The sequence below is a fragment of the Nocardioides sp. Soil777 genome, assembly GCF_001428425.1.
Lineage (GTDB): Bacteria > Actinomycetota > Actinomycetes > Propionibacteriales > Nocardioidaceae > Nocardioides > Nocardioides terrigena.
This window is the reverse complement of record NZ_LMSN01000003.1, coordinates 85,284-102,947: the sequence shown is the minus strand read 5'-3', so window position 1 is coordinate 102,947 and position 17,664 is coordinate 85,284. Positions and strand designations below refer to the sequence as shown.

Genomic DNA, 17,664 nt, shown 5'->3' with positions numbered 1-17,664 from the left:
GGGCCAGCGAATGGGCTGGCCGGGCGACCGCGTTCCCCTCACGGGGGGACCGAGGAAGGTCCGGGCTCCACAGGGCAGGGTGATGGTTAACAGCCATCCGGGGCAACCCGCGGGACAGTGCCACAGAAAACAGACCGCCTCTCCCCACGGGGAGCGGCAAGGGTGAAACGGTGGTGCAAGAGACCACCAGTGCGCCGGGCGACCGGAGCAGCTAGGTAAACCCCACCCGGAGCAAGATCGAGCAGTGTGTGACCGAGGGCGGCCCGCCCGAGCACACGGGTAGATCGCTCGAGGGGGTCGGCAACGGCTCCCCTAGATGGATGGTCGCCCCGCCTCACGGCGGACAGAACCCGGCCTACAGGCCAGCCCATTCGCCACAAGCCTCTGACCTGCGGAAACGTGAATCACACGCCTCTACTGTGACACTACTGTGGCAGCGTTTTCGACTCGTCTGTCGGTCGTCGTCGTGCGCGGCCGTCGCCACTCGTCGGCGTCGCAGCAGCGGATGGGCGTGGCCCGCCGCCGAGCGCCATGTCGATGACGGCGCGGCTGCGGTCGTCCTCGTCGCCCATCAGGTGGCCGTAGGTGTCCCAGGTCTCGACCGCAGACTTGTGGCCGAGCAGCGCCTGAAGGACTTTGATCGACAGGCCGCCCCGGATCTGGACCGAGGCGAAGTAGTGACGCAGGTCGTGCGGGGTGGCGTCGGTGCCGACTCGTTTCGCCGCGCGCTGCCAGGCGCCGTGGAGGGTGCTGGTGCCGATGAAGGCGCCGACGTCGGTGGTGAAGAGCAGACCGGACTCGTGATGGCCGAAGTCCCGGACGTGCCTGCCGATCGCCTCGACCACGACGTCGGCGATCGGGATCGTCCGGGTCGAGGACTCGGTCTTGGGCGGGCCCCACACCGGGTGGTCGGCCCGGCTGGAGCGCGCCAGCTGTCGGTCGATGCGGATGGTGCCGAAGTCGAACGCGATCCGGTCGAGCGTCAGTCCGAGGATCTCTCCCCGACGCATGCCCGTGCCCGCGGCGATGGTGGCGAAGGCGCGATAGCGCTCCGGCAGCTCGTCGCGGAGCGCGACCACCGTGTCGGTGGAGATCGGCACCAGAGCCGCTTTCGACGCCGTCTTCGGCAGGGTGATGTCCACGCAAGGCGTGGCCGGGATGACTCGGTCCTTGACGGCAGCCCTCAGCATGATCGCGAGGATCGAGTACCTCGCCGCCACGGTGCTGGGGGCCGACGATGCCTCCCACTCCTTCACGAGCGACTGAACGTCGGCGCGGTTGACCGCGTCCATCCGCATCGCGCCGAGGGTGGGCAAGATGTGGTTGGACAGGACGGTGCCGTACGTCGACGCGGTGTTGACCGCAAGCACCTGACGGCGAAGCCAGCGTTCTCCGTACGCCCGGACGCTCTCGCGTCCGGCGCGCGGATCGGCCCACTGCCCGGTGACGAGCCCGGCAGTCTGCTCGTCGAGCCAGCGTTGGGCGTCCTTCTTGAGGCTGAACAGTCGCCGGTGACGATTGCCGACCCGGTCGTGGAACGACGCCTCGTACTTCTCGCTCGTCCTGGGCTCCCCGCCCTGGGTCGTCCACCGGATCGTTCGTTTGCTGATGCGGGCCATCAGTACCTCCGCGGTTCAGGAATGAGGGGTCGGGCTGCGAGACGCTGCTCGCGCGTGAACTGGCGCACGTCGCCGGCGGTGGTAACCAGGCGTCGGCCGATCTTGAAGAACTGCGGCCCCTTGCCGACCTGGCGCCACCAGCGAAGCGTGTTCTCCGGAGTCTTCAGGATCTCGGCGACATCCGACAGAGTGAGGAGCTCCTCGTCGTGGCGCTGGTAGAACGGGACAGTGCTGCTCGTGACGGACATGGCTTCCTCCAAGGGAATTGGGTGATGGTCACCCGTGACAGGCGCAGGGTCGATGACGAGAACGGACACCCATCTCCAAAAGCCTGCGAAAACAGGGGCCCAAGCACTAGGTGCGACTTCGGGCGATGCCGACGGCGTGTCCACGTCCGAACGGAGATGAAGCGACGCGAACAAGCTGGCGCTACCCCTGTTCGGCGGGGACGTGAACCGGCAGGGAACCTGCGCCCCCAGACACGATGTGGACCAGCCAGGACAACGCCCCCACCCAGCAACCAGCACATCTACGGCGCCTTGTCATCGATCAGGGTCTCTCTGCAGGTGGCGACAGCGTCGTTCACGGACCACGGCTTCCTCCTCGCCGGCGGCACCCCCTCGCCGAACACCATCTCGCCCGCGGGACTGCAGTGACCCGCCCCGACCCACCCGCCACTCATCAACCGCACCGAACTCGAAGGCCGCTGAGCCTGGCGGGCCATACGCGGCGTCCACAACGTCATAGTTCTTGAGTTCCGTATACGACGACGAGGCGATGGCCCCAGAGGGCGTCCGCCCGGGTGACGTCCCCTTGAGGGGTGTGGAGTCCCTCATGGGCCAGTCGCGTGCCACACGCGAAGCGTTCCACGGCCTTCTAACCCCATCGCTACCAGCCACGGGGAACGACATGCGGCGCGGTGTGCCCGGCTAGGCGGTAGTGCCGGGCGCACCTCGCCGAGGTCAACAAGTGCCTTGCTCAGCCGATTGGGCGGCGGGGCCGGGTATCGGCCCGGTAGGAGCTCCCTGACACTGACCCTGAGTGCCTGCAACGAATTTCTGAAGGCACCTGACCCCACTCCTGACACCTCAAAAGGCTCACGCCCAGCAGCGTGCAATCCGACGTCGCCGAGCGACCCGATCAGCCTCGCCTCCAAGCCGGCGACGGAGTCGCAAAGCCTGCACACCTCATGCACTTCTGGCCTCACCAGCGACGGTGATGTCCGTCCCTTCTGGGTCGTGTGATGGGTCTGCACAAGCTGACGGCCGGGGACGGGTACACGTACCTGACCCGGCAGGTCGCGGCCCACGACGCGACCGATCGTGGCCACGCCGGGCTGGCGGATTACTACTCGGAGAAGGGCGAGTCCCCCGGCCGTTGGTGGGGTGCAGGCTTGGCGGGACTTGGCATGGAGACCGGGGCGACGGTCACCGAAGCCCAGATGAAGAACCTGTTTGGAAATGGCCGACACCCGGACGCCGAGCTGCTCGAGCGTGCGGCGCTTGGAGGGGGGCGTCCGCCGCGAGACGCAGCGAGGGCCGGTGCCTTGGGTCGGGCGTTCGCGGTCTACGAGGGCGCCGCCCCGTTCCAACGGACGGTGGCCCGATGCTTCGCCGCTCACAACGCCGAGCAGGGGCAGCATTGGCAGACGCCCGTGCCGCCCGAGGTGCGGGCCCGGATCCGCACCGCCGTGGCCGACGAGATGTTCGCGACCGAGCACGGCCGAGCACCGCTGGACGACCGGGAGCGATCGGGGTTCCTGGCCCGGGCGTTACGGCAACAGACCACCGCTGTCGCCGGCTACGACCTCACCTTCACGCCCGTGAAGTCGGTGTCCGTGCTGTGGGCCCTGGCCGATCGGGACGTCGCGGACCAGATCGTGGCCGCCCACCACGCCGCGGTCGAGGAGACCCTGGCCTACCTCGAACGCGAGGTGCTGTTCACCCGCCGCGGCCGGGGTGGCGTGCAGCAGGTCAAGGCGGCGGGCCTGATCGCTGCGACGTTCACGCACCGCGACGCCCGCTCCGGGGACCCCAATCTGCACACCCACGTGCAACCAGCGACACCCCGGACCGCGCCTCCCCCGCGAGTCGGCCCCAACCGCGGGTCTCCAGCCCCGTCTACACCGTGCACGAAGCAGGCGACCTCGCCGCCGCACAACGACAACTCGCGCGCTACCTGCGACCCCTGCACGGCAGTGACGCCTTCTACGACGCCGAACCCGAAATGGACACCCACACCGTCCGGATGGTCGTAACCAGCCAACACGCCCTCACCGAGCGCTTCGAGCACCTGTCCCGTCAGACGCCCGGCGCCGAGGAGCTCGCCGCGCACTTCGCCCAGCGCCGCGAGATCCTCGGCGACATCCACGCCCACCTACGCCGGCTCGTGGACCTCGAACCGCAGGGACGCAACACCGGCGCCTGCTGGCAACAAGTCGAGCTCAGCACCGCCGTGGCCCGCCTGCTGCGCACCACACCCACCCTGACCCTCAGCACCGCCCAGTGGCAGGACCTCGCCACCGCCACCCACGAGGTCACCCAAAACCTCGCCACCACGATGCGCCGCGAGCTCCTCCGGGACACAAGCAACCTGCGCATGGAAGACGCCACCCGTCAGGTCGGCCGCACCCGCGTGCATCGCCGCCACCCCCTCGAACGCAGCCTCACCGACCTCGTCAACCTGCCCACACCCTCGGCACCCATCGCCACCTACATCAGCCCCCAGCAACGCGCGGCGCTGAGCACCACCCTCGCGGTGACCCCCACCGGACACCGCACCCCGAACCCCTACCCCGCCGCGCTCGACACAGTGGTCCCCCGCGCTCGATGAGCGTCACACGCATGACGATGCCCTGTCTTACACAACGGTCCATCGGCGAGATCCTGGCCCTGCGATGGGTCGATATCGACTTGGACGAAACCCCGGGACAAACAGGCACCAAATCCGCCACACACACAGCGACCCCCCACCGAGATCGTCCAAAGCGCAGGTCAGAGGCCTCTTGTGCCAGGTCGGCGCGCCCCGCGCATCGCGGCGTCCTAGATGCGTGCCGCCGTTGTAGAAGTCTTCAAACGTCTTGGATGGCCAGAGATGGTCGAGCCATTGAGAACCGTCATCCGCTGGCATCCGGGACATCCGGCGACAAGGCTTCATTGCATCAGGTCGAACCCGGACGCGGACCTGGCGAAGCAACGCGCATGGGATGAATCGGCTACGCAACTCCGCGCGCATCGCGGCCGGACGGACGTCTCACGACGTCACCGTCTCGGTCGTGGCGGGCGTCCATTCATCAACTCGTCGAACGCCGTTCACATCGCCGCCCTCGTTCCAAGACATAGACAGGTGTGAACATAGACGCGTGTCTAACCCCGAGTCCCATGCTGCTTCCACTGCCGCTCTCGCGTGCTGCATCCCCCTCTCCCGCGAACCGATGAGTGAGAAGCAGGCCGCCCGGTTGGCGCCGCTGCTCAAGGCGATCGCGGACCCGGTTCGTCTCCGCCTGTTGTCGATGGTGCTCTCTCATGAGGGTAGTGAGGCGTGCGTCTGCGACCTCACACCGGCCTTCGCCCTGTCGCAGCCGACGATCAGCCACCACCTCAAGGTGCTGCACGAGGCCGGCCTGCTGGACCGTGAGAAGCGCGGCGTCTGGGTGTACTACCAAGCCAAGCCCGAGGCGATGGAGGCCATGAGGGGCCTCTTTACGCCGATCACCGCGACCTCCGCGGCAGGTGCCTGCTGATGAGCGACACCGTCTACGAGTCCCCCCGCCCCGGTGCACCCGAGGACGCGGCCGTCCTGCAGCGCCTGTCCACCCTGGACCGGTTCCTGCCAGTGTGGATCGTCGCCGCCATGGTCCTCGGACTACTGCTCGGGCGCCTCGTGCCAGGCCTCGACGACGCCCTGGCCCGCGTGGAGGTCGGTTCGGTGTCCCTGCCCATCGCCGTCGGGCTGCTGGTGATGATGTACCCGGTGCTGGCCAAGGTCCGCTACGACGAACTGGGTCACGTCACGGCCGACAAGCGGCTGCTGGGCGCTTCGATCTTCCTCAACTGGGTCGTGGGCCCGGCGCTCATGTTCGCCCTCGCGTGGCTGACGCTGCCCGACCTGCCCGAGTACCGCACCGGTCTCATCATCGTCGGCCTGGCCCGCTGCATCGCGATGGTCCTCATCTGGAACGACCTGGCGTGCGGTGACCGCGAGGCCGCCGCGATCTTGGTGGCCATCAACTCGGTCTTCCAGATCGTCGCGTTCGCCGGCCTCGGCTACTTCTACCTCGAGCTCCTGCCCGGCTGGCTCGGTCTCGGAGACGGAGCCGCTGGTGCCGGGCTGGACGTGTCGGTGTGGGAGATCGCCCAGTCGGTCCTGATCTTCCTCGGCATCCCACTCTTAGCCGGGTTCCTGACGCGCACGTTCGGCGAGAGGGCCAAGGGTCGTGACTGGTACGAGACACGGTTCCTGCCCAAGATCGGACCGGTCGCCCTGTACGGGCTGCTGTTCACCATCGTCATCCTGTTCGCCCTCCAGGGCGACACCATCACCAACCAGCCCCTCGACGTGGCCCGCATCGCCCTGCCCCTGCTGGCCTACTTCGCGCTCATGTGGGCCGGGTCCTTCGCGCTCGGCGTGGGACTCGGGATGACCTACGAACGCACCACCACGCTCGCGTTCACCGCAGCCGGCAACAACTTCGAGCTGGCCATCGCGGTCGCCATCGGCGTCTTCGGGGTCACCTCCGGGCAGGCCCTCGCCGGAGTCGTCGGACCCCTCATCGAGGTCCCCGTCCTCGTCGCCCTCGTGTACGTCGCCCTGTGGGCGCGCCGCAGGTTCTACCCCGCCAACACCCCCGCAACGAGCCCCGACAGTGAGGTCCGCGCATGACCACCAACAACAGCACCCGTCCGGAGCCCTTGAAGGAGGCCTCCCTCCTCGACCGCATCGCCGAGGACCTCGCCCCGACCTTCTCCGGCGTCTTCGGCCCCGAGACCGTACGGGCCTACGTCGCCGACGCCTACCAGCGCATCGCCGGCGAGGCCCGGATCCAGACCTACCTGCCCATCCTCACCGGGCGCATCGCCCGCGACTCGCTCGTCCGCCTCGCCGCCCGACAGGAGAACATCCACATGACCACCGTCCCCGAGGTCCTCTTCGTATGCGTCCACAACCAGGGCCGCTCCCAGATGGCCGCCGCCCTGCTGAACCACCACGGACAGGGCCGAGTCCGCGTCCGCTCCGCCGGCTCCGCGCCCGCCGACAGCGTCAACCCCGCCGTCGTCGAGGTCATGGCGGAAGTCGGCCTCGACATCTCCCAGGAGTTCCCCAAGAAGCTGCTCACCGAGGACGTGGCCGCCTCCGACGTGGTCATCACCATGGGCTGCGGAGACGCCTGCCCCATCTTCCCCGGCAAGCGCTACGAGGACTGGGCACTGAACGACCCCTCCGGCCAAGGCCCCGACGCGGTCCGCGCCATCCGCGACGACATCGACCAGCGCGTCCAAGACCTGCTCGCCGACCTGGTCGCGACCCGGGCCTAACCGCACGCGGCGGCCGGTCGGGGCGGGCTCACCCCGCCCCGGCCACCGGCCGGGTACGCCTCATCTGCGGTGGCATCGCCACGACAACCATCGCGACGACGACGATCACCGCACCCACCCACTGCCGCTCCGTGAGCCGCTCACCCACGAGGTAACCCGCCACGACCCCGAACACCGGCACCAGGGTGATGAACGACCCAGCAACGGAAGCGGGCACCCGCTGGAGCCCAGTCAGGTACAGCCAGAACGCGAGGCCGTAGTACAGCACCCCGGACGCCGCGGCCCCCACCCACGCCCGCGGCGACAGCGCACCGAGGTCCCACCCCTGGCCGCCCCCCAACTGCGCACCCGCCGCGATGACCACCGCAAAGCTCAGCGCCGCCACCTGCTGAGCGAATGCGACGGTCAGGGACGCATCGTCAAGGAACCACCGCCGCGCCAGCACCGTGTAGACCGCGCACGCCGCGACGGCCGTCAAGGTCAGCGCCACACCCATCAGGTTGCCGGCAGCGCCGGGGCTGTACACGACCAGCCCCACCCCCGCGAGAGCCATCAGCATCGCACCGCTCTGTCGCCGGGCGACGCGTTCTCGGAGCAGGACGACGGCCAGCACCAGAATGAGCAACGGCTCTGTCGCCCACAACAACACCGACATGCTCGCCGAGATCGAAGTCAGACCGACAAGGGCAAGCGCATAGGCCAGCCCGGGATTCAGCACCCCCAGCAGGGTCAACCGGCGCATGGCAGGAGACCAGGTGATGCGGTTCCGCCCGGCCCGGGCAGCAGCGGCGAGGAACGCACAACTGGCCAGGAGCTGAAGAGGAAGCAGGGTGAGCGCAGGGACGTCGAACAGCATCTGTTTCGTGATGACGGTGCCGACACCCCAGCAGGCAGCGGCCGTGATCAGCAGGACGACGCTCCGAGCATGCGAGTACGCGGGCATGGCTGTGACACCTCATGCGGAGAAGGAGACCGGCGTACAGGGATTGAGTTACCTCAGCGCCCGTCCTCGTCGTCACAGCAGGCGTAACCAGGCAACCGACTCCATCCCGGCACACCCAGCTGCGTCACCTTCACCACGGTACTCGCCTCGGCGATGGGCCCCGACGAACTCGGCCGCGTGCTGTGACGAACACTTGCTCAAGGCCGCCCTTCGCGTCCTGAAGGGGACAAGCTCGCCCGTGTCTTCCCTCAGCACATCGCCCGTCGACTGTCATCGGCCTGCGTCGCGGCTGGCGACGGCGCGGTCTGTCTGGGGATGAGGGCATGACCCGGATCACCCGCAGTACGCTCCGGTATGAGAGCGATCGTGCAATCCCGTTATGGGTCGGTCGACGACCTCCGAGTGGGTGAGGTTCCGTGCCCGGAGCCCGCCGAGGACGAGGTGTTGATCAAAGTACGTGCCGCGTCGGTGCATCCCGACGTCTGGCATGTGGTGACCGGCCGGCCAGCGATACTCCGCCTGATGGGCGCCGGCGTCAAGCGTCCCAAGAATCGGGTGCCCGGCACCGACCTTGCCGGGGTTGTGGCGTCCATCGGCCGCACGGTCCTACGGTTTCGCCCTGGGGACGAAGTCTTTGCCGAGACCATCCGCGGCGTCCAGTGGCGCAATGGCGGTGCGTTCGCGGAGTACGCCGTGGCGCCCGAAGATGGAGTTTGCCTCAAGCCTCGAGGCGTCAGCTTCCAGGAAGCCGCAGCAGTGCCCACCTCGGGCCTCATTGCCCTCAGCAACCTTCCGCGACGTCGGGTGCGACCCGGTTCCCGCGTGCTGGTCAACGGTGCGGCTGGAGGCGTCGGGGCGTTCGCGGTCCAGCTCGCCAAGGCCTACGGAGCTGAGGTCACCGGCGTGGACCACACCCGCAAGCTCGGGCTCGTGGAGTCCCTGGGCGCGGATCGGACCATCGACTACACACGCGAGGACTTCACCCGCGGCGGCGAGCGATGGGACCTCATCTACGACGTGCCCGGCAACTACTCCTTCAGGCAGGTACGCCGAGCACTGGCCCCGCACGGTAGCTACGTCCTGATCGGACACGACGCGTTCGGCGCCGGTGGGCACACCTTGCTGGGCAGTCTCCCGCGCATGGTGGGACTGATGGCCCGCGCGACAACAACCCCGGCTCTACGGGATGGCTTGGTGGTCTCACCCGACAAGCCCCGACTGATGAGCATGCTCGCTCAGTTCATGGAGGACGGCCAGCTTCGAGTGGTGGTCGATCGGAGCTTTCCGCTGTCCCACACGCCCGAGGCGCTCAGATACCTGGCCTCGGGTCAAGCAGTGGGGAGGGTGGTGATCATCGTCTGACGCACCACCGCCGAATGGTCGGCCTGATGGGGCAGTCGGGGCCCACATTGCAAGGCCTCTCGCCAGCTTCCGGTGGATGCGCCAGGACCCACGATCCCGAACGGTCCGCACCAGAGGATTGGGACACAAGGGACTGTGACGCAGCCGGGATCCGGCACGTGCAGGACGTCCGCGAGTTTGCCATTCGCCTCTCCACTATGTTGCATAGTAGATGCGGCGGGCGTCCGACTTCCCCTTTCGAATGCCCGCCGCTCCGGGTGAGGGAGGGGCTCACGCAGCTACGAGACACGAGGTTCCTACGTGAGTCGACACCGTGACCGGCGCCGCCCGGTCGGACGTGGGGGCGGAAGCGTGCCGCTTCTCGCCCCCGGGGCGTTGGGCGCCGTGGCCCTCGTCGTTTCCATCGCTGGAACTCTGTCCACCGACGCCGCCCCCCTGCGGGAGCTCGCGGCGTCGTCGACCCCAACCGTTGCATCAACGGCTGGCGCTGCTGTCGAAGCGACGGGACGGAGGATGCGGCCGGGGGTGGTGAGCAGATCCGGGGCACGCGGGGCACCGTCGATCGTGGTCTCGGCACAACGGGCCACAGCGCGCCGAGGTCGCGCGATCAGCGAGATGGTGTCCCAGGCGGGGAGACGCGAGAGCGACCTCCGAGACATGCAGTGGGTCGCGCCTCTGGGGTCATACCGCATCACGGGGACGTACGGACTGAGCAGCTCGTTGTGGAGCTCCACTCACACCGGTCTTGATCTCGCGGCACCGACGGGCACACCCGTCATGGCCGTGAGCTCGGGACAGGTGAGCGAGGCGGGTTGGGCGGGGTCCTACGGCTATCGGACCATCGTGACGGCAACCGATGGCACGCAGATCTGGTACTGCCACCAGTCCCGGATCGACGTCGAGGCCGGTCAGTCGGTGGACCGCGCCCAACAGATCGGGCTGGTCGGCGCCACGGGCAACGTCACCGGTGCGCACCTGCACATCGAGGTTCGCCCAGGCGGTGGGGATCCGGTGGATCCCTACGCAGCCTTGATGGACCGCGGAGTTCTGCTCTAGCGATGGTCGGGGAGCACCCCACCGCGACTACGAGCATGGGTAGTAGATTGCCGGCGCTGACCATGAGCCCGGAGGACGGAAGGGATGGCGCATGACCGTGTCTGGACACCCCACACGCTTCCGCTCGACGATCCCGGTGGGGACCCGCGGGTTGCGGCCTGTGACCTTCGGTGAACTGTCGTGACTCTCGCGCATGGGCTCGGCGGAGCCAGTGACCTACCCATCCCCGCGTCCTTCGCCATCCTCGGTGGTACGGCCGCACTGGCGTTGTCGTTCGTGATCCTGTTCTTTGCGTGGCGTCGACCCAGGTTCGGCGGACGTGACGCAGGGAGGACCGCGCCCGCAGCGATCTCGCGCCTCGTCGACAGCACGTTCTTCGTGTGGGCATTGCGGGCCGTGGGTCTCTTGGTGGCGGCCTACGTCGCCTGGGCCGCGATCCTCGGTCCAGACCTGTTGGTGAACCCCACCTTCGGTGTCGTCTACGTCTGGTTGTGGGTGGGCATCGTGCCCATGTCCTTGCTGTTCGGTCCGTTCTTCAAGGCAGTCAGCCCATCGCGCACCGCGCATCTGGTTCTGTCCCGAGCGGCCGGTCTCGACCACGGACGTGGTCTCGCGCCCTTCCCCGAACGCCTCGGCTACTGGGGGGCGTCCGTCGGGTTGTTCGCGTTCGTCTGGCTGGAGCTGGTCTATCCCGGTAACCAGTACCTGGGCCCCGTCCGGTTGTGGTTCGCGCTGTATTTCGCCGTGACCATCATCGGGAGCCTGCTCTGGGGGTCGCGATGGCTCGAGCGTGTCGATCCGTTCGAGGTGTACTCCACGTTGGTCGCCCATCTCTCTCCGTGGGCTCGACGCGACGACGACGTGCTGGTCGTGCGCAACCCGCTGTACAACCTCGCGCACGTCCCTGCCGGCCCGGGGCTGGTGGCGGTGGTCTCCGTGCTGTTGGGGAGCACGGCGTTCGACAGCTTCCGCTCGTCGAACTCCTGGCTGCGCTTCTCCCAGCAGACCACCGCTAACGTTGCCCTGCTGGAGACGGGACTGCTCCTGGCGGCGTGCCTCATCGTGGGACTCACGTTCACGGCTGCCACCACGGTGGGCGTCGGGGACATCGGTCCGTCGCGTCGCCTGCACCCGGCCGCGCTCGCCCACTCGCTCGTACCCATCATCGTGGGCTACATGGTCGCCCACTACCTGACCTACTTCGTGGAGACGGGCCAGGAGACGCTCATCCTCATGAGCGATCCCCTCGACAACGGGTCCAACCTCATCGGAACGGCCGGCCTGCAGGTCAACTACTGGCTCTCCCTCCATCCGACGTTCTTGGCCACCACCAAGGTCCTGGCCATCGTGAGCGGCCACGTGCTCGGCGTGATCGCCGCCCACGACCGCTCCCTGGAACTCCTGCCCGCGCGTCTGCGGACCACCGGGCAGCTCCCCCTGCTGGCCGCCATGACGCTCTACACCTTCAGTGGGCTCTACCTGTTGTTCGGGGTGTGAGGGACGCCGACCACCGGAGGGTTCAGCCGGCCGACGCCGGGCAGGAACCGGCCCGCGCCGGCGGTGTACTCCGCGTACGACGCCCCGTGCATCGTGCTCAGGTAGGGCTCCTCCACGACACGGACCTGCAGCTCCAGCGCGACCAGGAGAAGGACGGTGCCCAGCACGGTGACGACATGGGGCACCATCATCGTGAGGCCCAGGCCCGTCACCGCCATGGCGGTGAAGATGGGGTTGCGCACGTACCGGAAGGTCCCGCCGGTGACCAGCTCCGTGCGTTCCTCGGCATCCACGCCGATCCGCCAGCTGGTGCCCATGTCCAGCTGTGTGGCGAAGGTGGCGGCCACACCGACCGTGGCCACGAGCAGTCCGGCCCAGGCGACGAGGTCGTGGTCGAGGGGGCCGACGAGGGGCGAGCCTGCGAGGGCGAGAACGGGTCCGAGGAGACCGGCGGCGAGGGCCACCGCGAACAGCGCGCCGGCCCACCACTCCGCGCTGAGCGGGCGTCCGGACAGCCCGCGGAAGCCGGTGTCACCCGTCCTGCGCCACTGCACCCAGGTCCGCACCCCGAACGCGACACCGAGGTAGACCGCATAGACCGTGAGGGCCGCGACCGTCATGACGCGCGACCGTTGTGCTCGGGTGCCTCGATGGTCACCGACGGTTGCGGGGCACAGCATGCGCTCGCGCACCCTCCGTCTCCACAGCCGCAGCCGGGGCCTTCCGTTCCCGACGCGGTGAGGGGAGCGCAGCACCCTTCACCTCGCCATGCCTCGAGGCCCTCCCGCACCGCGACCGCGGCGATGACAAGTCCGGCGACCGGGTCTGCCCAGCTCCATCCCAGGGTGGCGTTGAGGAGCAGGCCCACCAGCAGCACCGCGGACAGGTAGGTGCACAGGAGGGTCTGGGTGGAGTCGGCGACAACGGCGTTGGAGCCGAGCTCCTTCCCGGTCCGGCGCTGCGCCCACGACAGGAACGGCATCACGAGCAGCGACAGTGCGGCCAGCCCGATGCCGATCGGCGAGGCGTCCGGGTCGTGGTCCGTGAGCAGCGCGCGGACGGACTCGAAGCCGACGTAGCCCGCCAGTGCGAAGAACGACAGGGCCATCAGGCGCAGTGCCCGTCGCTCCCGACTCTCGGGAAGCGGGTGGCGGAACTGCCACAAGATGATCAGGCCGCTGGAGACCTCGACGACGGAATCCAGGCCGAAGCCCACCAGGGCGACCGACCCGGCCACGAGGCCGGCCGTCACCGCTACCACGGCCTCGATCATGTTGTAGGCGACGGAGGCACCGGCGAGCAGCTGGGCACGCCGGCCCAGTCGGGCCCGGTCCTCCGGGGCCAGGGGTCGATGCGTGATCTCCAGGGGAGTGCTCATGACCCGCCCTCCAGCGTCTCGAGACGGTAGGTGGGGCACAGCGCGACGGCGTCGCCCGTCAGGGCAAGCAGCCGCTCGGCCGCCGCCAGGAGCCCCATCAGGGCATCGCGGTGGGTGAGGGAGAACATTGAGGCCCGCCCCTCGGGTCGCGACTGCACCAGGCCACATCCGCGAAGGCAGGCCAGGTGCTTCGACACCGTGCTCTGGGCCAGACCGAGATGCTCGGTCAGGTCGACCACGCGGTGCTCACCCAGCGCCAGGTGTCGCAGAATCGTCAGCCGGGTCGGGTCGCTGAACCCGTGGAAGAGGCTCGCCGCGGGCAGCAGCCCCGCGGAGTCGGGGACCCCGCCCGGGTCCACATCGGTTTGATTCATCGTCATGTGGCGATGTTAGCGCAGAATTGGCCCGCCAGCGACTACTAGATCGGATAGTAGTACCGTGGCGTCCACTCCCCCGTCGCATCTCCCTGAGGCAGGCCGTGTCCACACAGATCACCGAGAGTGTCGGGGCGTCGACCGAGACCAACGGCTCGCCCACGCACGGGTGGGGGTGGCTCCGGTGGGGATGGCGGTCGCTCACATCGATGCGGACCGCGGTCATCCTCCTGACCTTCCTGGCCGTCGCGGCAATCCCGGGGTCGCTTCTGCCGCAGCGCAATGTCGCCAGCGATCCCGCTGCGGTGACTCAGTTCGCGCGCGACAATCCCGATCTCTACCCATGGCTGGATCGCCTGGGCATGTTCGAGGTCTACGCCTCTCCGTGGTTCGCCGCCATCTATCTACTGCTCCTCGTGTCCATGACCGGGTGCGTGCTGCCCCGATGCGCCCGATTGTGGCGATCGGTGCGCTCCGCCCCCGTCGCCGCACCCACGAATCTGGCGCGCATGGAATGCCACTCGCGATGGTCGGACACGGTGCCCGGAGGCGGTTCGAGCACCGAGGAGTCTCCGTTGGATGTGGCGCAGCGCGTGCTGCGGCGCCGCGGCTTCCGGGTGGAGGCTCGAGGCAATGAGGTGCGCGCCGAGAAGGGCTACGTCCGCGAGCTGGGGAATCTCGTCTTCCACCTGTCGCTGCTCGTGTTGCTCGTCGGCGTCGCGGCCGGGCGGTTGTTCGGCTTCGAGGGCAGGATCGCGCTCGCCGAGGGATCCACCTTCACCAACGTCCGATCGGAGTACGACGCCTTCACGCCCTCGGTGTGGACGGACACGGAGAACCTGGAGCCGTTCTCGATCACGCTCGAAGACTTCGAGGCGAAGTTCGAGACCAGTGGCGCCAAGATCGGCGAACCGAGGTACTTCAACGCTGCACTGTCGTATCGCACGGGCACGAACCCGGAGGCGAGGAGACAGGAGGTCCGCCCCAACCACCCCCTCGACATCAATGAGACGAAGGCCTTCCTCACCGGTCACGGGTATGCACCCGTGGTGACGGTGCGCGACGCTCGCGGCGACGTGGCGTTCTCCGGACCGGTGATCTTCTTGCCCAACGACAGCTCGTATGCCTCCGACGGTGTCATCAAGGCACCTGACGCGGTGCCGCAGCAGCTGGGGTTCGAGGGCTTCTTCCTGCCGACAGCCGACATCGGGGAGCAGGGGCCGTACTCCGCGTTTCCCGATGCCTTCAACCCGCAACTGTTCCTGACGGCCTTCACCGGTGACCTCGGCATGGACGCCGGTAGTCCCCAGTCTGTCTTCACCCTCGACAAGAGCGGGATGGAACAGGCGATGCAGCGCGATGGACAACCGTTCTCGCGCGCGCTGCGGGTGGGCGAGACGATGAGCCTCCCCGGGGGCGCGGGCAGCCTGACCTTCGACGAGGTGGCCCGGTTCGCGAACTTCCAGATCGCCTACGACCCCGGCAAGGAGATATCCCTGGCCGCAGGGCTGATGCTGCTGGTCGGTCTCACGACCTCGCTGGCGATCCGCCGACGACGCGTATGGGTCCGGGTCACTCAGGACAGCGGATCGCGATGCACGGTCGAGGTGGCGGGACAGTCGCTGACCCGTTGGCCTCTCGACGCGCGCGACACCGACGCCGTCGGCGCCGCCCTCAGACCCGGCCCGCTCCCCCGCCCCGCAGACTCGACCGATGAAGGACACCGACGATGACTGATCCGACGATGATGGAGAGCCTCTCCAACCTGTTCGTCTACTCGGCGATCGCCGTCTACTCACTGGCTCTCCTGGCCCACGCGGCCGAGACCGCGACGCGCACCACCCCCCGGGCCCGTGCCATGGTCACCCCGGCCGGCGTGACGGCCCAGGAGCCCCCCTCGACCGCCACCACACAGACGCCCCGCAGCGCGCGGTGGGGCGCTGTCGGCACATCGCTCGCGTTGGCCGGGTTCGTGCTCACCCTGGCCGCGACGGTGACCCGGGGCCTGGCGGCGGGACGGGCGCCCTGGGGGAACATGTACGAGTTCGCGCTGGTCAGCACCGTGGCGGTCGGGGGCGCCTATCTCTTCTTCCTGACCCGCGAACCGGTCAGGGCGTTCGGTGTCTGGATCGTGGCACTCGTGCTGCTCGCACTGGGCATGGCGGTCACCGTCTTCTACACGCCTGTCGACGAGCTGGTTCCCGTTCTGGACTCGTACTGGTTGGTCATCCATGTGGCCGCCGCGATCCTCTCGGGCGGCATCTTCAGCCTCGGCGCGGTGGCGACCGCACTGTTCCTGGTACGAGACCGCGCCGAGCGCCGTGCTCTCTCATCCGGAGCCCCCGCTCCCCGCGGCCGCTACGCCGCGACCCTGCCCGCCAGCACGACGCTTGCTCAGGTCGCCCACGCCGCACACATGTTCGCCTTCCCGATCTGGACCTTCGCGGTCCTCGCGGGCGCGGTCTGGGCCGAGAACTCGTGGGGCCGCTACTGGGGTTGGGACCCGAAGGAGACGTGGGCGTTCATCACCTGGGTGATGTATGCCGCCTACCTGCACGCCGAGTCGACGGCCGGCTGGCGGGGACGCAGGGCCGCCTGGTTCGCCCTGGCGGGATACGCGGCGTTCCTCTTCAACTTCTTCGGGGTGAACCTGTGGATCAGCGGGTTGCACTCCTATGCGGGGGTGTGACCATGCCCGGGACCACCCGAGGTGCACTCATCGCCCGCGACCTGCTGGCCGCGTCTGCCGGTGGGAATCAGACGCTGTCAACGGCGGTGATCGGGCTGTTCACCCTGGTGTCGACCGTCCTGATCATGTATCTCATCGCCCGGGGGCCCCGGAACAAGGAGTGAACGCCCCGCGCGACATCACCAGGTGACTTCCTCGCATCCGGCTGTGGGACTCGACTCGACCTGCAGGGTCGCGTGCTCGATGCCGTAGTCGACGCGCAGCAGGCGTTGGGCCTCGTGGAGCACGCCCTGCGAGTCGGTGTGCGCCGCCAGCAGCAGGTGTGCCGTGGCCACATGCATCCCCGAGGTCAGCGTCCAGGCATGGAGGTCGTGCACGTCATCGACGCCGGGCACCGCAGCCAGGTCATCGGCCATCGCGTCGACGTCCACGCCGGCCGGGGCATGCTGCCCCAGCACGGCCAGCACCTGACGCCCTAGCCCCACGGCCCGCACGGCCACGAAGGCGCCGATCGCCAGCGCGACGAGCGTGTCCCACCAGCTGCGTCCGGTCCAGGCGACCAGCAGCCCGGCGGCGATGACACCGACGCTGCCGGCGGCGTCGGCGACGACCTCGAGGTACGCGCCCTTGATGTTGAGCGACTCCTCCGCGCCACCCCGGAGCAAGAAGATCGAGACGACGTTGATCGCCAGCCCCACGGTCCCGACCACGAGCATGGGACCGGTCTCGACCTCGACCGTGTCGCCGATACGTCCGAGCGCCTCGACCACGACGAACGCGGCCACGCCGAGCATGAGAAGCACGGACAGCCCGGAGGCGAACACCTCGGCCCGGTACGAGCCATAGGTGCGACGACCCGTGGAATCCGGACGCGCGGCGATCTTTGTCGCGACCAGGGCGGCGCCCAGCGCGACGACGTCGGCAGCCATGTGTCCGGCGTCGGAGAGCAGTGCCAAGGATCCGCTGAGGATGCCGACGACCAGCTCCACGACGAAAAACGTCGCTACCAGCCCGAACGCGACAGCGAGCCGCCAGCGATGGTTGGCTCCGGCGTGGCCGCTGGCCCCGCCGTGACCGTGTCCTGCACCCATGGCACTCCTCGAGTCGTCATGTCCTTGAGCCCTTGGTCGCTACGTGCGCGCCGGCAGATGGCGGCCTGCGGGGGCCGGGCCACAGTATTACCTACGAAGCCACATAGTAGATTGTCGCATC

General features: G+C 68.4%; 18 protein-coding genes and 1 other RNA gene. 12 read left to right on the top strand and 7 right to left on the bottom strand.

Translation table 11 applies throughout. The annotated features are described in order from the left end of the window. The first annotated feature begins 11 nt into the window (after positions 1-11). Positions 12-374: RNase P RNA component class A (gene rnpB / locus ASG88_RS04940), an RNA gene on the top strand. A gap of 51 nt (positions 375-425) precedes the next feature. Here the strand turns inward: rnpB and ASG88_RS04865 are convergent. Both ASG88_RS04865 and ASG88_RS04860 read right to left on the bottom strand, forming a co-directional pair. Then, positions 426-1,619, bottom strand: a complete 1,194-nt coding sequence (locus tag ASG88_RS04865; RefSeq protein ID WP_056886304.1) for a tyrosine-type recombinase/integrase — start codon at positions 1,617-1,619, stop codon at positions 426-428. Next, positions 1,619-1,867 (bottom strand): helix-turn-helix transcriptional regulator, encoded by a 249-nt coding sequence (locus ASG88_RS04860; RefSeq protein WP_056886303.1) that lies wholly within the window; start codon positions 1,865-1,867, stop codon positions 1,619-1,621. The genes ASG88_RS04865 and ASG88_RS04860 overlap by 1 nt, the downstream gene beginning before the upstream one ends. 995 nt (positions 1,868-2,862) lie before the next feature. Here ASG88_RS04860 and mobF point away from each other — a divergent pair. The 5 genes from mobF (at position 2,863) to ASG88_RS24005 (ending at position 7,153) form a co-directional block, all read left to right on the top strand. After that, positions 2,863-3,876, top strand: a complete 1,014-nt coding sequence (gene mobF, locus ASG88_RS04850; protein ID WP_082599935.1) for a MobF family relaxase — start codon at positions 2,863-2,865, stop codon at positions 3,874-3,876. Continuing rightward, complete coding sequence (locus tag ASG88_RS04845) at positions 3,846-4,451, top strand: hypothetical protein (protein ID WP_056886300.1); 606 nt, start codon at positions 3,846-3,848, stop codon at positions 4,449-4,451. The genes mobF and ASG88_RS04845 overlap by 31 nt, the downstream gene beginning before the upstream one ends. A 601-nt stretch (positions 4,452-5,052) precedes the next feature. Continuing rightward, positions 5,053-5,361, top strand: a complete 309-nt coding sequence (locus ASG88_RS04840; protein ID WP_082599928.1) for an ArsR/SmtB family transcription factor — start codon at positions 5,053-5,055, stop codon at positions 5,359-5,361. Then, a complete protein-coding gene (gene arsB, locus ASG88_RS04835; protein WP_056886298.1) occupies positions 5,361-6,500 on the top strand; it encodes an ACR3 family arsenite efflux transporter in 1,140 nt (379 codons plus the stop codon). Before ASG88_RS04840 ends, arsB begins: the two co-directional genes overlap by 1 nt. Continuing rightward, positions 6,497-7,153, top strand: a complete 657-nt coding sequence (locus ASG88_RS24005; RefSeq protein ID WP_056886297.1) for an arsenate reductase ArsC — start codon at positions 6,497-6,499, stop codon at positions 7,151-7,153. Before arsB ends, ASG88_RS24005 begins: the two co-directional genes overlap by 4 nt. A gap of 28 nt (positions 7,154-7,181) precedes the next feature. Here the strand turns inward: ASG88_RS24005 and ASG88_RS04825 are convergent, their stop codons facing one another. Then, positions 7,182-8,096 carry a DMT family transporter gene (locus ASG88_RS04825; protein ID WP_056886296.1) on the bottom strand — a complete coding sequence of 305 codons (915 nt, stop codon included), beginning with the start codon at positions 8,094-8,096 and terminating at the stop codon, positions 7,182-7,184. Between the two features lie 354 nt (positions 8,097-8,450). Between ASG88_RS04825 and ASG88_RS04820 the strand changes: the two genes are divergently transcribed. The 3 genes from ASG88_RS04820 to ASG88_RS04810 all read left to right on the top strand — a co-directional run bounded on the left by ASG88_RS04820 (position 8,451) and on the right by ASG88_RS04810 (position 12,011). After that, entirely contained in the window at positions 8,451-9,458 is a 1,008-nt protein-coding gene (locus ASG88_RS04820) for an NAD(P)-dependent alcohol dehydrogenase (protein ID WP_056886295.1), read from the top strand. Between the two features lie 513 nt (positions 9,459-9,971). After that, positions 9,972-10,514 carry a M23 family metallopeptidase gene (locus tag ASG88_RS04815; protein ID WP_082599926.1) on the top strand — a complete coding sequence of 181 codons (543 nt, stop codon included), beginning with the start codon at positions 9,972-9,974 and terminating at the stop codon, positions 10,512-10,514. Between the two features lie 180 nt (positions 10,515-10,694). Continuing rightward, on the top strand, positions 10,695-12,011 hold the full coding sequence (locus ASG88_RS04810) for a hypothetical protein (RefSeq protein ID WP_056886293.1): 1,317 nt from the start codon (positions 10,695-10,697) through the stop codon (positions 12,009-12,011). Here ASG88_RS04810 and ASG88_RS04805 read toward each other — a convergent pair. Genes ASG88_RS04805 through ASG88_RS04795 form a run of 3 tightly spaced genes read right to left on the bottom strand, consistent with a single transcriptional unit; the run spans position 11,990 to position 13,769 of the window. Continuing rightward, on the bottom strand, positions 11,990-12,631 hold the full coding sequence (locus ASG88_RS04805; RefSeq protein ID WP_056886292.1) for a methyltransferase family protein: 642 nt from the start codon (positions 12,629-12,631) through the stop codon (positions 11,990-11,992). The genes ASG88_RS04810 and ASG88_RS04805 overlap by 22 nt on opposite strands. Continuing rightward, positions 12,628-13,389 (bottom strand): cation diffusion facilitator family transporter, encoded by a 762-nt coding sequence (locus tag ASG88_RS04800; RefSeq protein WP_082599924.1) that lies wholly within the window; start codon positions 13,387-13,389, stop codon positions 12,628-12,630. The genes ASG88_RS04805 and ASG88_RS04800 overlap by 4 nt, the downstream gene beginning before the upstream one ends. Beyond that, a complete protein-coding gene (locus ASG88_RS04795; RefSeq protein WP_056886291.1) occupies positions 13,386-13,769 on the bottom strand; it encodes an ArsR/SmtB family transcription factor in 384 nt (127 codons plus the stop codon). Before ASG88_RS04795 ends, ASG88_RS04800 begins: the two co-directional genes overlap by 4 nt. Positions 13,770-13,972: 203 nt before the next feature. Here ASG88_RS04795 and ASG88_RS04790 point away from each other — a divergent pair, with 203 nt between their 5' ends. The 3 genes from ASG88_RS04790 to ASG88_RS22930 are packed head-to-tail and all read left to right on the top strand — an operon-like array spanning position 13,973 to position 16,616. Continuing rightward, positions 13,973-15,496, top strand: coding sequence for a cytochrome c biogenesis protein ResB (locus tag ASG88_RS04790; RefSeq protein ID WP_157559565.1), 1,524 nt, complete (start codon positions 13,973-13,975; stop codon positions 15,494-15,496). After that, positions 15,493-16,452, top strand: a complete 960-nt coding sequence (gene ccsB, locus ASG88_RS04785; RefSeq protein ID WP_056886290.1) for a c-type cytochrome biogenesis protein CcsB — start codon at positions 15,493-15,495, stop codon at positions 16,450-16,452. Before ASG88_RS04790 ends, ccsB begins: the two co-directional genes overlap by 4 nt. A 2-nt stretch (positions 16,453-16,454) precedes the next feature. Continuing rightward, entirely contained in the window at positions 16,455-16,616 is a 162-nt protein-coding gene (locus ASG88_RS22930) for a hypothetical protein (RefSeq protein WP_157559564.1), read from the top strand. Positions 16,617-16,631: 15 nt separating this feature from the next. Here the strand turns inward: ASG88_RS22930 and ASG88_RS04780 are convergent, their stop codons facing one another. After that, positions 16,632-17,543: a cation diffusion facilitator family transporter gene (locus tag ASG88_RS04780; protein ID WP_056886289.1), complete on the bottom strand. Its 912-nt coding sequence runs from the start codon at positions 17,541-17,543 to the stop codon at positions 16,632-16,634. Positions 17,544-17,664: the final 121 nt, after the last annotated feature.

What these genes read in the sequence shown, in the direction of transcription:
- ccsB (WP_056886290.1), top strand. Translation starts at nt 15,493, where the DNA reads ATGACTGATCCGACGATGATGGAGAGCCTCTCCAACCTGTTCGTCTAC.
- ASG88_RS04820 (WP_056886295.1), top strand. Translation starts at nt 8,451, where the DNA reads ATGAGAGCGATCGTGCAATCCCGTTATGGGTCGGTCGACGACCTCCGA.
- ASG88_RS04805 (WP_056886292.1), bottom strand. Translation starts at nt 12,631, where the DNA reads ATGACGGTCGCGGCCCTCACGGTCTATGCGGTCTACCTCGGTGTCGCG.
- ASG88_RS04865 (WP_056886304.1), bottom strand. Translation starts at nt 1,619, where the DNA reads ATGGCCCGCATCAGCAAACGAACGATCCGGTGGACGACCCAGGGCGGG.
- ASG88_RS04840 (WP_082599928.1), top strand. Translation starts at nt 5,053, where the DNA reads ATGAGTGAGAAGCAGGCCGCCCGGTTGGCGCCGCTGCTCAAGGCGATC.
- ASG88_RS04795 (WP_056886291.1), bottom strand. Translation starts at nt 13,769, where the DNA reads ATGACGATGAATCAAACCGATGTGGACCCGGGCGGGGTCCCCGACTCC.
- ASG88_RS04845 (WP_056886300.1), top strand. Translation starts at nt 3,846, where the DNA reads ATGGACACCCACACCGTCCGGATGGTCGTAACCAGCCAACACGCCCTC.
- mobF (WP_082599935.1), top strand. Translation starts at nt 2,863, where the DNA reads ATGGGTCTGCACAAGCTGACGGCCGGGGACGGGTACACGTACCTGACC.
- ASG88_RS22930 (WP_157559564.1), top strand. Translation starts at nt 16,455, where the DNA reads ATGCCCGGGACCACCCGAGGTGCACTCATCGCCCGCGACCTGCTGGCC.
- arsB (WP_056886298.1), top strand. Translation starts at nt 5,361, where the DNA reads ATGAGCGACACCGTCTACGAGTCCCCCCGCCCCGGTGCACCCGAGGAC.
- ASG88_RS04860 (WP_056886303.1), bottom strand. Translation starts at nt 1,867, where the DNA reads ATGTCCGTCACGAGCAGCACTGTCCCGTTCTACCAGCGCCACGACGAG.
- ASG88_RS04800 (WP_082599924.1), bottom strand. Translation starts at nt 13,389, where the DNA reads ATGAGCACTCCCCTGGAGATCACGCATCGACCCCTGGCCCCGGAGGAC.
- ASG88_RS04815 (WP_082599926.1), top strand. Translation starts at nt 9,972, where the DNA reads ATGCGGCCGGGGGTGGTGAGCAGATCCGGGGCACGCGGGGCACCGTCG.
- ASG88_RS24005 (WP_056886297.1), top strand. Translation starts at nt 6,497, where the DNA reads ATGACCACCAACAACAGCACCCGTCCGGAGCCCTTGAAGGAGGCCTCC.
- ASG88_RS04780 (WP_056886289.1), bottom strand. Translation starts at nt 17,543, where the DNA reads ATGGGTGCAGGACACGGTCACGGCGGGGCCAGCGGCCACGCCGGAGCC.
- ASG88_RS04825 (WP_056886296.1), bottom strand. Translation starts at nt 8,096, where the DNA reads ATGCCCGCGTACTCGCATGCTCGGAGCGTCGTCCTGCTGATCACGGCC.
- ASG88_RS04790 (WP_157559565.1), top strand. Translation starts at nt 13,973, where the DNA reads ATGCGGACCGCGGTCATCCTCCTGACCTTCCTGGCCGTCGCGGCAATC.